Here is a 19,127-nt window from a genome sequence, read left to right on the forward strand (position 1 = left end):
ATCGAGGGGCGGCGCGGGCTCAGCCCTCCAGGATCCTGACGAGGGCCTCGGGCGGGACGGGGCCGACGGCGGCGACCACCGTCGGCAGCGCCCGCGCCACTCGCTCCCGCCAGACCGGAGCGCGCAGTTCCTCGAAGACGGCGCGGGCGGACTCCAGCCGGCCCGCGGCCTCGGGCGACCCGCGCACGGCGAGCGCGAAGCCGAGATCGGCCTCGATACGGGCCCGCAGGAAATGGTCGGAGACCTGCTCGGCCACCTCCAGGGCCTGGAACAGCGCGGATTGAGAGCCCTCCCAGTCGCCCTGGCGCCAGCGGGCCTCGCCGATCCCGCGCAGCGCGTGGGCCTCGCCGAGCCGGTCGCCGTCCTCGCGGGTCAGCTCCAGCACCGTGAGGCAGGCCCGTTCCGCGCCGGCCGGGTCGCCGAGGAGCAGCATGGCCTCGGCGAGCCGGTAGGTGTTCTGGGTCTCGCCCCGGACACTGCCCGCCTCCCGGCTCCTGGCGATGGCCCGTACGCACAGCGCCCGTCCCTCGGCGAGGTTGCCGCGTTCGAGCTCCAGTTGGGCCATCAGCCCCAGCACATGGGACTCGCCGGCCGTGTCGCCGGCCTCCCGGAACCCCTCCAGGGCCTTGCCCGCGTCGCTCCTCGCGCCGTCCAGGTCGCCGGAGAAGCGGGCGCACAGGGCGAGGTTGCGCAGGGTGACGGCGCGGCCGTGCACCTCGCCGATCTCGTCGAAGAGGCCGAGGGAGCGGGCGAGCAGCGGCTGGGCCTGTGTGTAATGGCGCTGGTAGATCGCCAGGGTCGCCAGGGAGCGGAGCATGGTCGCCTCGCCGAGCGTGTCACCGGTGCGGGTGGCCGAGGCCAGTGCCTGTTCGGCGCAGTCGCGCCAGTCCTCCAGGTAGTTGTGCGCCTCGAAGAGGGTGGTGGTGTTGAGGGTGAGCGCCCAGGAGTAGGCGGCGAAGTGGTCGCTGGCGGCGGACTGGCTGATGATGTCGCCGAGGGCGACGCGTTCGGACTCCAGCCACTCCACGGGGTCGGCGAGGAGCTCGTCCACGAGGCCGTCGGGCAGCGGCAGCACCTTCACCTGGCCGTAGGCCACCGCGTGGCTGCCGCCGTAGGTCCGCTCGCGGGCGGCGTCGGCGAGGTGGAGCCAGCTGCCGTAGGCCCGTTCCAGGGCCGCTGTGCGCTCCTCCGGGCTCTCCTCCGCCTGGGCGCACTCCCAGGCGAAGAGCCGCAGCAGGTCCTGGAAGCGGTAGCGGGTGGCGGGTCCCGCGGAGCCGACGACCTCCAGGAGCTGGGCGTCGACGAGCTGTTCTATGAGGTCCTCGGCGTCGGTGATGCCGTCGGGGCCGGCGTCGATGAGGGCCGCGCCGACCCAGGAGGCGAAATCGGGGACGCCGAGGAGACCGAGTCTTCGGTAGAGCCGGCGGGCGGCCGGGGTCAGGTCGCGGTAGCTGAGTCTGAATCCGGCGCGTACGCCGCCCTCGTCCGGGCTCAGTTCGTCCAGCCGGCGCCGCTGGTTCTCCAGCCGGGTGACCAGGTTCCGTACCGACCAGTGGGGCTTGGTGGCGAGGCGGGCGCCCGCGATGCGCAGGGCGAGCGGCAGTCGGTCGCACAGTTCCCCGAGGCGTTCGGTGGCGTCGGGGTTGGCTGCGATCCGGTCCGCGCCGGCGACTCCGGCGAGCAGGGCGGTGGCCTCCCGGACGGACATCGCGTTCAGGCCGATGCGCAGGACGGCGTGGTCGCCGATCAGGTCGTCCGTCAGGTCGCGGCCGGTGATGATCACGCAGCAGCGGCCGTTGCCGGGGAGCAGGGGCTGGATCTGGCGGAAGGAGCGGGCGTTGTCGAGCACGATCAGGACGCGCTTGCCGCCGAGCACACTGCGGTAGAGGGCGGCGCGGTCGCCGGGATCGGCGGGGATCTGGGGGGCGGGGACACCGAGGTCGCGCAGGAAGCGATCGAGGGTGACGGCGGGTGAGACCGGTTTGTACGCCTCGTCGTAGCCGCGCAGGTCGGTGAAGAGCTGGCCGTCGGGGAAGCGGGCGGCGACCCGGTTGGCCCACTGGTTGGCCAGGGCGGTCTTGCCGACGCCCCCTGTGCCGCTGATGGCGGCCATGGTGAGCGGCGACTGGCCGAGCCGCACGTCGAGCATCTGGTCGAGGGCGTTCAGTTCCTCGGATCGGCCGGTGAAGGACGCGAAGGCGACGGGCAGTTGGGCCGCGATGCGGGGGGCCGGTGGCGGGGCGAGGTCGGTGGGGGGCTGGGTGAGTTCGGGAGAGTCGCTCAGGACGAGGTCGTGCAGGCCCTGGAGGACGGGGCCGGGCTCGATGCCCAGCTCGTCGACGAGGAGCCGGCGGCCTTCGCGGAAGATCGCGAGGGCTTCGGCACGGCGTCCCGAGCGGTACTGGGCGAGCATCAGGTGGGCGCGGGCCTGTTCGCGCAGCGGGTTCTCCGTGACCAGCGCGTTGAGCTCGGGGATCAGGGCGCGGTGGCGGCCGAGCTGGAGCCGTAGTCCGGCGTACTCCTCGTGGACGTCCAGGCGCAGTTCCTCAAGGCGGGCGGCCTCCTGCTCGACGCGCGGGCCGGTGACGCCCTCCAGGGCGCGCCCGCGCCAGAGGGAGAGGGCCTCGGCGTAGCGGTCGCAGGCCTCGGCGTTCCTGCCGCCGCGGGCCAGTTCGCGGGCCTGCTGGACGGCGTCCTCGAAGGCGATCGCGTCGATGCGGTGACCCAGCGGGTTGAGGACGTAGCCGGGATGGGACGTCGTGATCAGCGCGTCGACGTCCTTGAAGACCTTGCGCAGGCCCGCGATGCAGATGGCGATCTGGTTTCGGGCGGTGGTCGGTGCGCCGGCCGGCCATACGGCCTCGGTGAGACTGTCCACGGAAAGGATCCGTCCGGGCGACAGCAGCAGCATGGCCAGTGCCGTCCGTTGTCGTGCCCCCCCGAGATGGAGCGACGTTCCGTCGATCTGTACGTCGAGCGGTCCTAACAGACTGAATGCAACCTCTCGCATTCCTGCGATCCCCCTGTGTTCGCGTGGTGCAGGTTCCCTTGTTGCCCCCTGCTATGCGATCAGTTACCGATCAGTAGATCCAACTCTGGGCGATCGCGGGCCGCGCTCGGGGCATTGACCTCGATGAACGCCGACACATGGACGAAAAGATTCCGTATAGCTGCGTCAGAGTTCCGCGATGTCCCGGCCTTCCAGTCTCATGGCACCGGCGCCGGGAGATTCCCGGCGCACTTTCCGGGGAGGACCCCTGATGCGCAGTCGACTCACCGCCGTGACGGCCACTGTCGTAGCCGGAATAGTCGCCCTGGCCGCCCCGGCCGCCGCCGCCCCGGCCGACAAGCCGCAGGTGCTCAGCGGTTGGACGCAGACGAGCGCGGCGAGCTACAACTCCTGGGCGGCCGCCCGCGCCAACCAGGGCAGCTGGTCCGCTTACGGGTTCGACTGGTCGACCGACTACTGCTCGTCCTCCCCGGACAACCCGTTCGGGTTCCCGTTCCAGATGTCGTGCGCCCGCCACGACTTCGGCTACCGCAACTACAAGCAGGCCGGGACCTTCAGCGCGAACAAGGCGCGGCTCGACGACGCCTTCCACGCCGACCTCAAGCACGTGTGCGCCAGCTACTCGGGCCTGAAGCGCACCTCGTGCGACTCCACCGCCTGGACCTACTACCAGGCCGTCAAGAACTTCTGGGGCAGCCCGGCCGTCGATTAATCGGTGGTGCCGTGCCGAGGGCGGGGCTATGGTGCTGCTCATCCGTTCCAGAGGGGACGGTGTCGGTTCGTGGAGAAGAAGCAGGAGGTGAGGACATTGATGACTGTCACGGTGACGGGCACTGCCCGCATTCAGGAGTTCATCGTTCCCACCCCTGTGGTCTCCGGCTGACATCCACTCCACTTACGCGCGCCGAGCGCGCCGCCGGGGCCGCCCTTCGAAGGGTTCCCCTTGTTCAACGCTTCGCTCAACACGTCTTCCGCTTCTGATGCTCAGCACGCCCTCGCCGCCTACGGCTGGGATGAGGGCTGGGAAGCGGAGTTCGCTCCGTACGCCGCGCAGGGCCTGGTTCCCGGCCGGGTCGTACGGGTCGATCGCGGCCAGTGCGACGTGGCCACCCCTGACGGCGTCATCCGTGCCGACACCGAGTTCGTCGTTCCCCGTGACCCGATGAAGGTCGTGTGCACGGGGGACTGGGTCGCTGTCGACCCTGAGGGCGGTGATCCGCGGTACGCGCGGGTGATCTTGCCTCGGCGGACCGCCTTCGTGCGGTCGACGTCGTCCAAGCGTTCCGAGGGCCAGGTTCTGGCCACTAACATCGATCACATCGTCATCTGTGTGTCGCTCGCGGTCGAACTCGACCTCGGGCGGATCGAACGGTTCCTCGCCCTCGCGATGTCCAGTTCGAGCGGTGATGCACTGCTGCGTTCCTCGGCGGACTCCTGGGAGTCCGGCGCCCAGCCGATCGTCGTCCTCAGCAAGGCGGACCTGGTGCCCGACCCCGTCGGGCTCTCCTACCTCGTCGAGGACGTCGAGACCGTCGCCCCCGGTGTGCAGGTGGTGCCCCTCAGCTCGACCACGGGGGAGGGCCTCGACGTGCTCTCCGCGGTGGTCTCGGGCGGCACGACCGTCCTGCTCGGCGTCTCCGGCGCCGGGAAGTCGACCCTCGCCAACGCGCTCGTCGGCACGGACGTGATGACCGTCCAGGCCGCCCGCGACATCGACGGCAAGGGCCGGCACACCACGACCACCCGCAACCTCTTCGTCCTGCCGGGCGGGGGAGTCCTCATCGACACCCCCGGGCTGCGGGGCGTCGGGCTCTGGGACGCCGAGACCGGCGTCGGCCAGGTCTTCTCCGAGATCGAGGAGCTGGCGGCGGAGTGCCGCTTCCACGACTGCGCCCACGAGTCGGAGCCCGGCTGCGCGGTGGCGGCGGCGATCGAGGACGGTTCGCTGCCCGTGCGCCGTCTGGAGAGCTACCGCAAGCTGCTCCGCGAGAACCAGCGGATCGTGGCCAAGACCGACGCCCGGATGCGCTCCGAGATCCTCAAGGACTGGAAGCGCAAGGGCGCGGAGGGGCGCGCGGCCATGGAGGCCAAGCGCGGGCGCGTCCGGTAGGCGCGCGGTCGACACCGGCGGCGCGGTCCGGGTTCGCTCCCGGACCGCGCTGCGGGGTTCGTTCCCGGCCCGCGCTGCGCTACGGGGCCCGGGTCCCGGACCACGCCGCGGGGCCCGGTACACGTGCCGCGCCGCGGGTTCCGGGGCACGTGCCGTGCCGATGGGTCCGGGACACGTACCGCACTCAGCGTCGTGTCCGAAATCCGCCAGACGGGGGTCGGGGGGTCCCGCACACTGGGAGACGTGAGGGACGACGACACCCGCTACGAGGCGGTCAGCAGCAGGGACGCCCGGTTCGACGGCGAGTTCTTCTTCGCCGTCCGCACCACGGGGATCTACTGCCGTCCCAGCTGCCCGGCCGTCACCCCGAAGCGACAGAACGTCTCCTTCTTCCCGACGGCCGCCGCCGCCCAGGGCCACGGCTTCCGCGCCTGCCGCCGCTGCCGGCCGGACGCCGTGCCCGGCTCCGCCGAGTGGAACGTACGGGCCGACGTCGTCGGCCGCGCCATGCGCATGATCGGCGACGGGATCGTCGACCGCGAGGGCGTGCCCGGCCTCGCCGGACGCCTCGGCTACAGCACCCGGCAGGTGCAGCGCCAGCTCACCGCCGAGCTGGGCGCCGGACCCGTCGCCCTCGCCCGCGCCCAGCGGGCGCACACCGCGCGACTCCTGCTCCAGACCACCGGCCTGCCCGTCACCGAGATCGCCTTCGCGGCCGGCTTCGCGAGCGTCCGCCAGTTCAACGAGACCATCCGCGCCGTCTACGCCCGCACCCCCACCGCCCTGCGCGCCGAGGCGGGCAGCGGCGCGGGGGCCCGTACCGCGCTCGCCGCCGGGGTCCCGCTCCGGCTCGCCCACCGGGGTCCGTACGCCGCCGGAGAGGTCTTCGACCTGCTCGCGGCCGAGGCCGTGCCCCGCGTGGAGGAGGTCGTCGGCGCCCCCGGCACCCGCACCTACCGGCGTACGCTCCGCCTCCCGTACGGCACCGGTGTCGTCTCCGTCGACGAGCGTTCCGCCGGGCCTTGGCTCGACGCCCGCATCCACCTCACCGAGCTGCGCGACCTGACCACCGCCGTCCACCGGCTCCGCCGCCTCTTCGACCTCGACGCCGACCCGTACGCGGTCGCCGAGCGCCTCGGTGCCGCACCCGGGCTCGCCGCCGAGGTGACCGCCCGGCCCGGCGTGCGCTCCCCGGGGACGGCCGAACCGGAGGAGTTCGCGCTGCGGACCCTCCTCGGGCCCGAGGAGTCGGCCCGGCTCGTCGAGCCGTACGGCACGCCCCTGGCCACCGCCTGCGGCACCCTCACCCACGTCTTCCCGGCACCCGCCGACCTGACCGGCCACCCCGTGGCGGGCCCGCTGGCCCGCGCACTCGTCGACGGAGCGGTACGCCTCGACCCGGGCGCCGACCGCGACGAGGCCGAGCGCGCGCTGCTCACCGTCCCCGGCGTCACCCCCGGGGCCGCCGCCCTCATCCGGATGCGGGCCCTCGGCGACCCGGACGTACCCCCGGCGGGCGCCCCGGACGCGGAGGAGTGGCGCCCCTGGCGCTCGTACGCGGCGCGCTACCTCGGCGCTGCCCCTCAGGGGGTGTCCGGCGGATCATGGCCGGGTCCCTAGGGCATGCCCCTTAAGACTCAAGACCCCAGCTGTGGATCTTGTGCGGATGGATCCGGATGACCTCCTCGCTGAAGTGCGGGCCCAGCGTGTGCGGGCCCACGAGGAGCTCCGCCTCGCCCCGGATCTCGACGCCCCGCACCCGCCAGGGGTGGACGCTCGCGAGGTCGTCGACGACCAGCGCCACCTTCGGGTTCCGCCGTAGGTTGCGCCACTTCTTCGTACGGCCCATCGCGAGACCGCCGACCAGGACGGTGCCGTCCTCCTGCGGGAAGAAGCCCACCGGGTTGGCCTGCGGCTGACCCGACGGGTCGACGGTGGCCATCCGGCCGAGCCGTCGGCCCTCCGTGAGATAGGCGCGCTCGGCCTCGCTGAAACCATCGAAATCCCTCATGAGTCCAGGATCGCGCGGCCTCGACCCCCGGTGGATCGGCACCGGGACCGATCCCCGCTCCGACCTCCGGACCAGGACCGGTCGTATCGGCCGGCTCAGCCCCAGAGCACCGCGCCCGCCCACGCCCCCACGATCAGCAGGCACGCGAAGAGCTCGACGAGGATGCTCGTGCCGGCCGCCCGCATCACCGTCCGGGTCGCCGCCCTGGCCTGGCCGTGGCCGCCGAGGCGGAGCCGTTCCGCGAGGTAGATCCCGCCGACGAAGCCGGGGATCGCGCCGAGCACCGGGACCAGGACGAAGCCCAGGAGCGCGCCCACCCCGGCGTACGCCGCGATCCGCCGGGTGATGCCGACGCCCCGGAACCGGCGTGGCGGGAGCTGCCAGACGACCACCTGCGTGAGGAGCAGCAGACCGGTCGAGGAGGCCAGCAGGATCCAGGCGACGTCCGTGCGCTCGTGGAGCGACCACCAGAGCATCGCCGCCCACACCAGCCACGTCCCGGGCACGCCGGGGGCCAGCACCCCGAACAGACCGAGCAGCATCACCGTCGCGACCATCAGGAGCTGCCACACACCCACGCTGCCCAGCGTCCCCCAGAATCGGAGTCCGCGCAGGTCGCGCGGGGCGGATGGGGTACGGCGCGGGCGACGGGCCCGGGCCTCTCGGCCGCGGGCCACCCGGCCCTGCTCAGCCGCGGGCCACCCACCCCTTCTCGTACGCGTGCCAGCCCAGCTGGAGGCGGGTCGTCACCCCCGTCAGCTCCATCAGCCCCTTGACCCGCCGCTGTACGGTCCGCAGCCCCAGGTCCAGCTGCTTCGCCACGCTCGCGTCCGTCATCCCGGCGAGCAGCAGCGACAGGATCTCCAGGTCCATCACGTCCGGGCCCGGCGCCTCGTCCTCGGTGATCTGCGCGCCCGCCCCGAGCCTCAGCGGCAGGGCCTCCCGCCACACCGACTCGAAGAGACCCATCAGCGATTCGAGGAGCCCGCTCGCGTGCACGACGAGCGCCGAGGGCTCCGCGCCCCGCCCCGTCAGCGGGACCATGGCCAGCGTCCGGTCGGCGACCACCAGCTTGGTCGGGACCCGGTCCGCGACCCGGATCCGCTCCTCGCGGCTGAGCGCCGCCGACAGTTCCAACAGCCCGGACGGGAGGCTGAGCACCTCGCGCTCGATCACCACCCGGTAGCGCACGCCCCGCCCGGCGGCCATCTCCTCCGCGTCGTTCTCCATCCCGGAGACCGCGATCGGCTTGCCCGTCACGAGGGCGCAGACCTCCTCCGTCGCGCCCAGCTGGAGCTGGAGGAAGCGGTGGGTGACCGCGCTCGCGCCGGTCACCACCTCCACCAGGTCGTGGACGGCGGACTCCGAGGCCTCCGCCCGGTACTCCTCGGCGAGCAGCGCCGCCGCCAGCTCGGCCTGCTCCAGCTCGTGGCGCTGCTGCGTCAGCAGCGCGCCGAGCGCGACCCCGGGAGGGGCCGCCACCCACCGTCCGGTCCTGGCCGAGGACTGGGCGGCGAGCCCCTGGGACTCCAGTCGGCGGAGCGCCCGCTCCGTGTCCTGCTCGGGCAGGGCGAGGCGGTGCGCGAGATCGGTGACCTCGGCAGCGCCCAGCGCGACCAGTGCGCGGTACGCGGACTCCTGGCGTTCATCGAGCCCTATCGCTCCCAGCATGGTTGCCCCACCCCTCGCCGTACGTCCGATGGGCGCCCCGGATCTTCCCGGGACATTCACCGGAGGCATTCGTTCCGTTGGTGACCTGGCGGGAAACGGCCACGGCGTATTCCCGCCTTGCCCATCATCCCTGTACCGCCCTCACCTCTGCCAATGTGGCGCTACCGCAGCACCAACAGCCTCCGGAGACGGGTGTCTTGTGCCCTTTTTTCCGGAATCAGATGGGGAGAGCGATGCGCCCGATTTCGCGTACGGCCCTGGGGGCGGCGACCGCCGCCGTCCTGGCCGTCACCGCGGTCGCGCCGTCCATGGCGAATGAGCCGCAGGACGACACGGCCGGCAAGCGACCGCTGGTCGGCAGCGAGGCCGCGGCCCACACCGGGGGCCGGACCGCCACGGTGACCCTGGTCACCGGGGACCGCGTCCTGGTCACCACGGACGCCGACGGGAACCCGGCGGCCACCGCGCTGCCCCGCGAGGACGGCACCGTCCCCCTCGTCCAGACCCGCCGCTCCGGCCAGGACCTGTACGTATACCCCGAGGACGCCACCGACGCGCTCGCCGCCGGCCGCGTCGACGAGGAGCTCTTCAACGTCACCGGGCTCGTCCGCCAGGGCTACGACGACGCCTCCACCACGACCCTGCCCCTCATCGCGGTCTACGGCTCCGACCTCGCCCGCTCGGTCCCCGCCGCCCCGCGCGGCGCCCGGCGCGGCCAGGTCCTCAGGACCGTCGACGGTGTCGCCCTCAAGGCGGAGAAGGAGCAGGCCGCCACCTTCTGGGCCGACGTGAACACCACGAAGGCCCGCTCCGCCACAGGCATCGAGAAGCTCTGGCTCGACCGCAAGGTTCAAGCCAACCTTGAGCGCTCGACGCAGCAGGTCCACGCCCCCGAGGCCTGGGCCGCCGGTTACGACGGCACCGGCACCAAGGTCGCCGTCCTCGACACCGGCGCCGACACCGAGCACCCCGACCTCAAGGGCCGCGTCACCGCCTCGGAGAACTTCACCGACTCCGAGACCGCCGGTGACCGCCAGGGCCACGGCACCCACACCATCTCCACCGTCGGCGGCTCCGGCGCCGCGAGCGGCGGGAAGAAGAAGGGCGTCGCCCCCGGCGCGGACCTCCTCAACGGCAAGGTCCTCAACGACGCGGGCTCCGGCGCCGCCTCCTGGATCATCGCCGGCATGGAGTGGGCCGTCGCCCAGGGCGCCGACGTCGTCTCCATGAGCCTCGGCAGCTCCGTCCCCACCGACTGCACCGACCCGATGAGCGTCGCGGCCGAGGAACTCGCCCAGAACAAGGGCACGTTGTTCGTCATCGCCGCCGGAAACTCGGGTCCGACCCTCAACACGGTCTCCTCGCCGGGCTGCGCGCCCAGCGTCCTCACCGTCGGCGCCACCGACCGCGACGACTCCACTGCGTACTTCTCCAGCCGCGGCCCGACGATCGTCAACCACACCCTCAAGCCCGAGATGGCCGCCCCCGGCGTCGCCATCTCCGCCGCCGCGGCCGGCGGCCGGGGCGTGTACGCCTACCAGTCCATGTCCGGTACGTCGATGGCCACCCCGCACGTCGCGGGTGCCGCCGCCATCGTCAAGCAGCGCCACCCCGACTGGACCGCCCAGCAGATCAAGGCAGCCCTCGTCTCCTCCGCCGAGAGCGACCTCCCCGGCGACGTCCGCGAGGTCGGCGGCGGCCGCCTCGACGTCAAGGCCGCCATCGACCAGACGGTCCTCGGCGCCTCCGCCGTCCAGGGCGGCACCTTCAACTGGCCGCAGGACAAGAGCGACCGCACCACGGTCTCCGTCCCGTACACCAACACCTCCGACGCCCCGGTCACCCTGGACCTCGCCGTCGAGAAGGTCACCGGCAACGACGGCTCCCACGTGCGGAGTTCGGTCGCCCGCCTCGGCAAGCGCACCGTCACCGTCCCGGCCGGCGCCACCGTCCAGGTCCCCCTGGAGATCGACCCCGACGCCCGGCTGGAGCGCGCCCAGTACGGCGACGTCACCGGCCGCGTCCTCGCCACCGGCCCCGGCGGCATCCACGTCTCGACCCCGTTCTCTCTCTACGTCGAGCCCGAAACCATCACCCTGCGCGTCAAGTTGATCGACCGTCAGGGCAAGTCGGCCGACGGCGCCTCCTCCCTCGACGTCATCGGCACCGACGACGCCAGCGGAGAGCGCCGCTTCAACGAGGGCGCCGCAGACCAGGTCTACCGCCTGCGCCCCGGCAGCTACTTCCTCTCCTCCTTCGTCACCACCCCGGACGCCGGAGAGGGCGCCACGCTGACCGACTCGCTCAGCTACCTCGGCCGCCCGCAGCTGGAGCTGAAGAAGGACACCACCGTCGTCCTCGACGCCCGCAAGGCCCACAAGCTGTCGGTGAAGACCGACAGGGCCGCCGAACTCCGGGGCGCCACCCTCGCGTTCTCCCGCTCCTGGGACGACACCTGGCTGCACGCCGGCACCGCCGCCGGACCGCGCACCATCAGCGGCTACTACGCCTCGGTCGAAGGCGCCGCCGACGAGGGCGACTTCGAGTTCGGCAGCTACTGGCGCGCCGCCGCCCCGAAGATCACCTCGCTGCGCACCACCGACGGCCTGACCCTCCACCCGGTCACCGGTTCCCTCGGCTCCGACAACCTCGACGGCACCGGATCAGCCCGGCTCGTCGACGCCGGAACCGGCACCCCGGCGGAGCTGAAGGACGCCGCCGTCCAGGGCCGCGTCGCCCTCGTCCGGCTGCCCGACGACTCCACCAACGCGGGCACCGTCGCGCGGGACGCCAAGGCCGCCGGCGCCGTCGCCGTGGTCCTCCACCGCTCGACCCCGGACCGCTGGTACCCGGGCGGCTCCTTCACCGGCCTGGGCCTGCCCGCCCTCGCCGTCCCCGCCGACGAGGCCGCCCAGCTCCTCGGCAGGCTGGCGGCGGGCGAGGTCACCCTCGCCTGGAAGGCCACCGCCAAGAGTCCGTACGTCTACAGCCTCGCCTTCCCGGAGACCGGATCGATCCGGGACGACAAGGAGTACCGGGTCCGCGACGGCTCCCTGGGCCGTACGGACTCCACCTACGGCTCGGCCGGAATCGCCACGGACTTCATCGAGAGCCCGGCCGCCGTCCGCCCCGACGGCACCAGCGTCTTCTTCAGCTGGATCGAGCCGCTCCCGGCCCCCGGCACCCGCACCGAGTACTACACGCCCGGCGACACGCGCTGGGAACAACTGGTCGGCAGCAGCTTCCCGTTCGGCGAGCTCATGGTGGGCACGCCCCACGCCTACAAGGCGGGGGAGAAGCGCACCGAGCGCTGGTACGACGGCGTCATCGCCCCCACCGCCCCGCGCGACGCGGCCGGCGAGCCGGTCCTCGTCGCCGAGCGCCAGGGCAACCTCATCGGCTTCGCCGACGCCATCTGGGGCGACAACACCCACCACGCCGAGCCCGGCTCCTTCGGTGACATCGGCAGCGTCAGCCTCAGCCGGGACGGAGAGGTACTCGGCAGCAGCGGCTGGCCGTTCGGGGCATTCGAGGTACCGTCCGAAGCCGGGACGTACACGCTCGAACAGAACACCATGAAGATCGGCAGCAGGGTGTGGGCCCGCTCTATTTCCGTCAACTCGGTGTGGAAATTCACCTCCAAGCTTGACGAGAGCGTCTATTCTCAGGGCATCCCGATTCTCTTCCCCCGGTACGACCTTCCGGAGGACGGACTCAAGACCCTCGCCGCGACCGACGGCCAGCAGATCGGCCTCACCGCGACGGGTCACGCGGGCTACACCCCCGCAGCGCTCACCTCGGCCAAGCTCTCGTACTCCTACGACGGGGGTACGACCTGGACCGAAGCGCGGGTCTCTCAGCAGGGCGGCCAGTGGACCGCGACCGTGAACCACACGGGAGCGGCCGGCAAGCCGGTCACTCTGAAGACCGAACTGACGGACGCCAACGGCAACTCCGTCACCCAGACCGTGGTCCGCGCTTACGACGTGCGCTGATCACGCCGGTCCGCCGGGCGTCCTTCCCGTGGGGGGTGGGGCCGCCCGGCGGATCACTCATTCGCAGCAACGGTTTTCCTGATGTCCGTTTTCGGGCGCCGTACGCGGTGGACAATAAGGGCATGACTCAGCAGGGGGACAACTGGTGGGACAAGCTCTACGACGAGTCGGCGCCGGACACGGCCCCGACGGTCCCGGGTGACACACTCGACGACCACTTCGCCACGGCGCCCCGCGCCACCACGGGCCCACCGGGCCCGATCGCCGGACCACCCGCGGCACCCGTTCCGCCCGCCGCACCTCCGGCGCCCGTCACGCCCCCGGTGCCGGCCTCGCCGCCGGCGCCCACCGCACCCCCCGGGCCTCCGGCACCCGTGGCACCCCCCGCTCCCGCTCCCGCACCCGTGGTCGGCAGGGCGCCGTGGGAGGCGCCCGAGGCGGGGCCGCGTTCCTTTCCCGGGCCGCCGCCCCCGGTAGCTCCGCCCGCCGATCCGCCCGCCGATCTGCCGGTCGATCCGCCGGTCGGGGCGCCGGTCGAGACGCCGGTCGAGACGCCCACCGTCCAGGTGCCGGTGCCCCCGGAGCCGCTCCGGCTGCCGACGGAACCCGACATCGCGGCCGGTGCCGACCAGACCCTCCAGGTGCCCGTGCCCCGACCCCGGGCGGCCGGGTTCGTCGGCAGCAGGCCGCCCACCTACGAGGCCGAGCCGACCGCCCTCCCCATCGCCCGTCCCGGCGAGCTCGCCGAACTGGTCGCCGACACCGTCCTCGACGGCGCCCGCTACGGGACCTGCACCCTGCGGGCCGCCTCCGTACGCGGCGACTCCGCCCGCTACCGGGGCGAACCCCGCCGCGACGCCCTGCTCACCGCCCGCTTCGGCCACGACGAGGCCGCGCTCGTCCTCGTCGCCGTCGCCGCCGGCTCCCGCGCCGCCGAGGACGCCCATCTCGCCGCCGCCGACGCCTGCCGGTGGATCGCGGAGGCCGTCGGCCGCAGCCACGCCCGGCTCTCCGAGGACATCAGGACCGGCCGCCGAGGCGACCTCAAGTCCGGACTGCACCGGCTCACCGACCGTACGTACGGCAAGCTGCGCGCCCGCGCCGCCGACCGGGGCCTCGCCCCCGACGAGTACACCGCGACCCTCCGCTGCCTCCTCGTCCCCGCCGACCCCGAGTGCCGCACGAGGGTCTTCTTCGGGATCGGCGGCGGGGGCCTCTTCCGACTCCGCGACGGCTCCTGGCAGGACATCGAACCGCTCCTGCCCGAACCGGCCGCCGTCACCGGCGCCCCCGTCGTCGGCTTCGGCTCACCGCCCCCCTCCTCGCCCACGTCCCCGCCGGAGTCCCCGCCCGCGGTGACGCCCCCGGACCCGTCCCCCTTCCCCTCCCCGTCCCCCTCCCCGCTCTCGCAGTCCTCCGAGACCGAGGAGGGCGACCGGCTCACCATGGACCTCGGCGTCACGACCGCACCCGGCCGCCCGGTCATCGAGGAGCCCGTGCCGCCGCCCGCCGAACCGTTCCGCTTCCGGGCCTCCGTCGCCCGGCCCGGGGACACCCTGCTCCTCGCCTCGCCCGGCCTCGCCGAGCCGATGCGCGGCGAACCCGCCCTCGCCCGGGAGCTCGCCGCCCGCTGGGCCGGCCAGGAGCCGCCCGGCCTCGCCGCCTTCCTCGCCGACACCCAGCTGAGGGTGACGGGTTACGCCGACGACCGTACGGGGGTGGCCGTCTGGGAGGCGTGACGCGCCGGGTCATGTGTTGATGGAGCCATGGCCAAACAGAACGTCGCAGAGCAGTTCGTCGACATTCTCGTGCGCGCGGGCGTGAAGCGTCTGTACGGAGTGGTCGGCGACAGTCTGAACCCGGTCGTCGACGCCATCCGCCGCACCCCCGCGCTCGACTGGATCCAGGTGCGCCACGAAGAGGTGGCCGCCTTCGCCGCCGGCGCCGAGGCGCAGATCACCGGCAGCCTCGCCGCCTGCGCCGGCTCCTGCGGACCCGGCAACCTGCACCTGATCAACGGCCTGTACGACGCCCACCGTTCGATGGCCCCGGTCCTGGCCCTCGCCTCGCACATCCCGTCCAGCGAGATCGGCCTCGGCTACTTCCAGGAGACCCACCCCGACCAGCTCTTCCGCGAGTGCAGCCACTACAGCGAGATGATCTCCAACCCAAAGCAGATGCCCCGGCTGCTCCAGACGGCGATCCAGCACGCCATCGGCCGCAGCGGTGTCAGCGTGGTCTCGCTGCCCGGCGACGTCGCCTCCCTGCCCGCCCCGGACAAGGCGGTGGAGACCGCGCTCGTCACCTCACGGCCCACCGTCCGACCGGGTGACGACGAGATCGACGCCCTCGTGCGGATGATCGACGCGGCCGATCGGGTGACGCTCTTCTGCGGCAGCGGCACGGCCGGCGCGCACGCCGAGGTGATGCAGTTCGCGGAGCGGATCAAGGCACCGGTCGGCCACGCCCTGCGCGGCAAGGAGTGGATCCAGTACGACAATCCGTACGACGTCGGCATGAGCGGGCTGCTCGGCTACGGCGCCGCCTACGAGGCCACCCACGAGTGCGACCTGCTCATCCTGCTCGGCACCGACTTCCCGTACAACGCCTTCCTCCCCGACGACGTGAAGATCGTCCAGGTGGACGTCCGGCCCGAGCACCTCGGCCGCCGCTCCCGGCTCGACCTCGCCGTCTGGGGGGACGTCCGCGAGACCCTGCGCTGCGTCGTCCCGCGCGTCCGGGCCAAGACCGACCGGCGCTTCCTCGACAAGATGCTCAAGAAGCACGCCGACGCGCTCGAAGGCGTCGTGAAGGCGTACACCCGCAAGGTCGAGAAGCACGTCCCGATCCACCCCGAGTACGTCGCCTCCGTCATCGACGAACTGGCCGACGGGGACGCCGTGTTCACGGTGGACACCGGAATGTGCAACGTCTGGGCGGCCCGCTACCTCTCGCCCAACGGACGGCGCAGGATCATCGGCTCCTTCAGCCACGGCTCGATGGCGAACGCCCTGCCGCAGGCCATCGGCGCGCAGTTCACCGACCGCAACCGCCAGGTCGTGTCGCTCTCCGGCGACGGCGGATTCTCCATGCTCATGGGCGACTTCCTCACCCTCGTGCAGTACGACCTCCCGGTGAAGGTCGTCGTCTTCAACAACTCCTCCCTCGGCATGGTGGAGTTGGAGATGCTGGTGTCCGGACTCCCCTCGTACGGGACGACCAACAAGAACCCGGACTTCGCGGCCATCGCCCGGGCCGCCGGGGCCTACGGCGTCCGCGTGGAGAAGCCCAAGCAGCTCACGAGCGCGCTCAAGGACGCCTTCAAGCACAAGGGCCCGGCCCTCGTGGACGTCGTCACCGACCCGAACGCCCTCTCCATCCCGCCCAGGATCAGCAGCGAGATGGTCACCGGGTTCGCCCTCTCCGCCAGCAAGATCGTGCTGGACGGGGGAGTGGGCCGCATGCTCCAGATGGCCCGTTCCAACCTGCGCAACGTCCCCCGCCCCTGAGTCCCGCGGCTCCGAGTCGCCCGGCTCCGAGGGAATGCGGGCGCCCCGGTGGGGCATGCATCCCCGTGAGCCTGTTCGACGCGACGTGTGGGTGGGGGATATGGCCGGGGAGGCGCGACAGCCGACTCAACTGCTCAGAAAGGTGGGATACGCGGATCTCACCGCGGTGCCGGAGGTGCGACACGCCTTACGCGAAATGCTGCGGAAATGGGGCGGACCGGGCGCCTCCGACGTGGCCGAACTGCTCACCAGCGAACTGGTGACCAACGCCCTGATCCATACCGAGCACGGGGCCGTCGTGACCGCGACGGTCGTCCCCGAGCAGCTCAGGGTCGAGGTCCGGGACTTTGTCCCCGGGCTCGAACCGCCGCACGCACCGCCCGCCGACGACGGTACGCACGGCCGGGGGCTCGTCCTCGTCCAGGCCCTGGCCGACTCCTGGGGAGTCGAGGAGCACGAGGTGGGCAAGGTGGTGTGGTTCGAACTGAACGGCGGGGCCGCCTGAGAGGCGGCCCCGCCGTTCGGTGTGTCCGGCCGAGCTCAGCCGAACTGCTGCTCCAGATCCTTGAGCTTGCGCTCCAGGGAGTCGAGACGGGGCAGCGCCTGGGTGTCGTCCTCGGCGGTGAGGTCCACCGTCCGGGAGTCAGCCGTGCGGGAATCCGTGGAACGCGAGTCCACCGTCCGGGAGTCAGCGCCCCTCACGGCTTGCAGGGAGGGCCGGGGTCGAAGCGGCAGTTGTCCCGGGTCCGCTATGGCGGGCTCCGCGACGGCGGCCTGCACGGACGCCGTCGCGGAGCCGGAGCCCGCACCCGATCCGGAACCGGGGCCCGTACCGGCACCCGCCGCGGCGCCCAGCGCCGCCATCTCGACCTGCCGGCCGCCGCCACCGCGGCCGAGCCCGAAGGCGCGGTGCTGGCGGTTGATCGCCTTGAGCCGTGCCCGGTCGAGCTTGACCTGGTCGCGCCGTCGGATCCGGTTCTGCTCCTTCTCCCGGCGGTCCTCGCGCACCTCGTCGACCGCCTCGTCCAGCGTCCGTACGCCTTCCAGGAGCATCAGCGACCAGGCGGCGAAGGTCTCCCGGGGCGCCCTCAGCCAGCGGACGATCCGGATCTGCGGCAGCGGGCGGGGGACCAGGCCCTGCTCGCGGAGCGCGGCCCGGCGGGTCTGCTTCAGCGCCCGGTCGAAGAGGACCGCCGCCGAGAGGGACATGCCCGCGAAGAACTGCGGTGCCCCGTCGTGGCCCAGGCCGCGCGGGGCGTGCACCCAGTTGAACCAGGCGGCCGCGCCGGCGAAGAGCCAGACCAGAAGGCGCGAGCCGAGCGCCGCGTCACCGTGGCTGGCCTCGCGGACGGCGAGGACCGAGCAGAACATGGCCGCGCCGTCGAGGCCGAAGGGGACGAGGTACTCCCAGCCTCCGGTGAGGTTGAGGTTCTGCCGGCCGAAGCCGACGAGTCCGTGGAAGGACAGTGCCGCCGCGACCGCCGCGCAGCAGAAGAGGAGGACGTAGGAGGCCGTTCCGTACACCGCCTCCTTGCGTCGGCGGCGCTCCTCGTTGCGCTCCCAGGAGTCCTCGGCCGCGGCCTGGTCACCGGCGCGCTTCCCGCGCGCGAGCACCGCCACCGCCGTCAGGACTCCGGCCACCATCACGCCACCCGGAAGCAGCCAGTCCAGCGATATGTCGGTCAGTCTCATGCGGTGTCCCTTGCATCGCAGTAGGGCGTTTGGCGGCCCATACTGGCCGACCCCGTGCGGCACTCAAGGGGTTTCCGGGCAAGAGCACGCCATCGGGGTGCCAGGGCATACGAATAGGTGCGATCTGGTCGAACACCCATGCAGGGAAAGGGAATTGAGTTCGATTTACGCCACCCGTGCGGGTGGCGTAATCACTCGGGAGCCTCAGGCCGTCGCGGCCAGGCGACGGACGCGCTCGCCGTCGCAGGTGCGCGGGCAGGTGAGGCAGGTGTCCTCGGGGCGCAGCGTGTAGAAGAAGCAGCAGGTCGCCCGGTCGCGGGTGGCGCGGGGGGCGCCGTCGGGCCCCTCGGAGCCGGCCAGCTCGCGGAAGCCCGCCGAGCCGGCGTACGGCTTGTGCTGCTTGCGGGTGGCGGTGGTGCCGGGCAGGAGGAGTTCGAGCTCGGCCATCGCCCGCTCCTCCTCGCCGAGCAGGGCGCCGATGTACCAGAGGCCCTCGACGATCTCGTCCGTGGCCATCCCCCACAGGGCCCGGCGGCCGCGCTTCATCCGGGGCCCGAAGCCGCCCAGTACCGCCTCGAAGTGCTCGGCGAGGGAGGCGCGGACCTCGGCCCGCAGGGCCTCCTCGTCGGCGACGACCCGGGCGCCGGGCAGGAGGGCGGCGGGGTCGTCCGGCAGGCAGGCGAACTCCTCCACGCGGACCGACATCCGGCCGAGCGCACGCTGGAACGACACGTTCGCGACGGGCAGCCGGGGCACCCTGCGGTGCAGGAACCAGGGGACGGTGACGAGGAGGCAGGCGGGCCAGGCGTAGCGGTGGAGTCCGAAGCTGGCGACGACGTCGGGGCGGGCCTGGGTGCCGTAGTCGCGCAGTACCTGGGCGTTGTCCCAGGCGAGGAAGGCGTCGAGGGCGGCTCCGCCGGCCGCGAGCTCCGCGGCGCCGACCCAGCCGGCGCCGCGGGGCAGCCGTTCGTCCTGGGCCGACTCCTCTATCCGCAGGCCGGAGAAGACCTCGGCGAGCCGGGCGAAGGAGGCCGCGACGGGCGAGGCGAGGGGTGCGGGCAACAGGGCGGGGACGGTCATGTGGACCACCGAATCGCGATCGTTGGCAGGTTAGCCTTACCTTACCCGA

Annotated in this window: 13 protein-coding genes; 7 read left to right on the plus strand and 6 right to left on the minus strand. The window is 72.6% G+C overall.

The features are described from left to right. Window positions 1-19 precede the first annotated feature (19 nt). Window positions 20-3,010 (minus strand): BTAD domain-containing putative transcriptional regulator, encoded by a 2,991-nt coding sequence (locus OG361_RS31290; RefSeq protein WP_405858843.1) that lies wholly within the window; start codon window positions 3,008-3,010, stop codon window positions 20-22. Window positions 3,011-3,260: 250 nt separating this feature from the next. On the opposite strand from OG361_RS31290, the gene OG361_RS31295 reads away from it, so the two are divergent. From OG361_RS31295 to OG361_RS31305, 3 genes are all read left to right on the plus strand, one after another. Beyond that, window positions 3,261-3,722, plus strand: a complete 462-nt coding sequence (locus OG361_RS31295) for a phospholipase (RefSeq protein WP_405858845.1) — start codon at window positions 3,261-3,263, stop codon at window positions 3,720-3,722. 231 nt (window positions 3,723-3,953) lie between these two features. Next, window positions 3,954-5,120 (plus strand): ribosome small subunit-dependent GTPase A, encoded by a 1,167-nt coding sequence (gene rsgA, locus OG361_RS31300; RefSeq protein ID WP_405858846.1) that lies wholly within the window; start codon window positions 3,954-3,956, stop codon window positions 5,118-5,120. A gap of 243 nt (window positions 5,121-5,363) precedes the next feature. Further along, window positions 5,364-6,740, plus strand: coding sequence for a DNA-3-methyladenine glycosylase 2 family protein (locus tag OG361_RS31305; RefSeq protein ID WP_405858848.1), 1,377 nt, complete (start codon window positions 5,364-5,366; stop codon window positions 6,738-6,740). A gap of 10 nt (window positions 6,741-6,750) precedes the next feature. On the opposite strand, the gene OG361_RS31310 is transcribed toward OG361_RS31305, so the two are convergent. The 3 genes from OG361_RS31310 to OG361_RS31320 form a co-directional block, all read right to left on the minus strand. Further along, window positions 6,751-7,131, minus strand: a complete 381-nt coding sequence (locus OG361_RS31310; protein WP_405858850.1) for a PPOX class F420-dependent oxidoreductase — start codon at window positions 7,129-7,131, stop codon at window positions 6,751-6,753. 95 nt (window positions 7,132-7,226) lie between these two features. Next, entirely contained in the window at window positions 7,227-7,709 is a 483-nt protein-coding gene (locus OG361_RS31315) for a DUF456 domain-containing protein (RefSeq protein ID WP_384575488.1), read from the minus strand. A gap of 109 nt (window positions 7,710-7,818) precedes the next feature. Then, window positions 7,819-8,802, minus strand: coding sequence for a helix-turn-helix domain-containing protein (locus OG361_RS31320; RefSeq protein ID WP_405858852.1), 984 nt, complete (start codon window positions 8,800-8,802; stop codon window positions 7,819-7,821). Window positions 8,803-9,035: 233 nt separating this feature from the next. Here OG361_RS31320 and OG361_RS31325 point away from each other — a divergent pair, with 233 nt between their 5' ends. From OG361_RS31325 to OG361_RS31340, 4 genes are all read left to right on the plus strand, one after another. Next, window positions 9,036-12,797, plus strand: a complete 3,762-nt coding sequence (locus OG361_RS31325; protein ID WP_405858854.1) for a S8 family peptidase — start codon at window positions 9,036-9,038, stop codon at window positions 12,795-12,797. A gap of 122 nt (window positions 12,798-12,919) precedes the next feature. Continuing rightward, window positions 12,920-14,536 carry a protein phosphatase 2C domain-containing protein gene (locus OG361_RS31330; protein WP_405858856.1) on the plus strand — a complete coding sequence of 539 codons (1,617 nt, stop codon included), beginning with the start codon at window positions 12,920-12,922 and terminating at the stop codon, window positions 14,534-14,536. Between the two features lie 27 nt (window positions 14,537-14,563). Beyond that, window positions 14,564-16,306: a pyruvate dehydrogenase gene (locus tag OG361_RS31335; protein ID WP_405858858.1), complete on the plus strand. Its 1,743-nt coding sequence runs from the start codon at window positions 14,564-14,566 to the stop codon at window positions 16,304-16,306. Window positions 16,307-16,406: 100 nt separating this feature from the next. Next, window positions 16,407-16,811, plus strand: coding sequence for an ATP-binding protein (locus tag OG361_RS31340; RefSeq protein WP_405858860.1), 405 nt, complete (start codon window positions 16,407-16,409; stop codon window positions 16,809-16,811). Window positions 16,812-16,846: 35 nt separating this feature from the next. Here OG361_RS31340 and OG361_RS31345 read toward each other — a convergent pair whose 3' ends face one another. Both OG361_RS31345 and OG361_RS31350 read right to left on the minus strand, forming a co-directional pair. Next, window positions 16,847-17,998, minus strand: coding sequence for a DUF2637 domain-containing protein (locus OG361_RS31345; RefSeq protein WP_405858862.1), 1,152 nt, complete (start codon window positions 17,996-17,998; stop codon window positions 16,847-16,849). Between the two features lie 204 nt (window positions 17,999-18,202). Then, a complete protein-coding gene (locus OG361_RS31350) occupies window positions 18,203-19,078 on the minus strand; it encodes a (2Fe-2S)-binding protein (protein ID WP_405858864.1) in 876 nt (291 codons plus the stop codon). Between the last annotated feature and the right edge of the window lie 49 nt (window positions 19,079-19,127).

The organism is Streptomyces sp. NBC_00090 (genome assembly GCF_045160815.1).
GTDB lineage: Bacteria > Actinomycetota > Actinomycetes > Streptomycetales > Streptomycetaceae > Streptomyces.

Bases quoted from the DNA above. Each gene is read 5' to 3' on its own strand.
- OG361_RS31290 (WP_405858843.1), bottom strand. From the start codon at position 3,010: ATGCGAGAGGTTGCATTCAGTCTGTTAGGACCGCTCGACGTACAGATC.
- OG361_RS31295 (WP_405858845.1), top strand. From the start codon at position 3,261: ATGCGCAGTCGACTCACCGCCGTGACGGCCACTGTCGTAGCCGGAATA.
- OG361_RS31310 (WP_405858850.1), bottom strand. From the start codon at position 7,131: ATGAGGGATTTCGATGGTTTCAGCGAGGCCGAGCGCGCCTATCTCACG.
- OG361_RS31320 (WP_405858852.1), bottom strand. From the start codon at position 8,802: ATGCTGGGAGCGATAGGGCTCGATGAACGCCAGGAGTCCGCGTACCGC.
- OG361_RS31325 (WP_405858854.1), top strand. From the start codon at position 9,036: ATGCGCCCGATTTCGCGTACGGCCCTGGGGGCGGCGACCGCCGCCGTC.
- OG361_RS31330 (WP_405858856.1), top strand. From the start codon at position 12,920: ATGACTCAGCAGGGGGACAACTGGTGGGACAAGCTCTACGACGAGTCG.
- OG361_RS31335 (WP_405858858.1), top strand. From the start codon at position 14,564: ATGGCCAAACAGAACGTCGCAGAGCAGTTCGTCGACATTCTCGTGCGC.
- OG361_RS31340 (WP_405858860.1), top strand. From the start codon at position 16,407: ATGGCCGGGGAGGCGCGACAGCCGACTCAACTGCTCAGAAAGGTGGGA.
- OG361_RS31345 (WP_405858862.1), bottom strand. From the start codon at position 17,998: ATGAGACTGACCGACATATCGCTGGACTGGCTGCTTCCGGGTGGCGTG.
- OG361_RS31350 (WP_405858864.1), bottom strand. From the start codon at position 19,078: ATGACCGTCCCCGCCCTGTTGCCCGCACCCCTCGCCTCGCCCGTCGCG.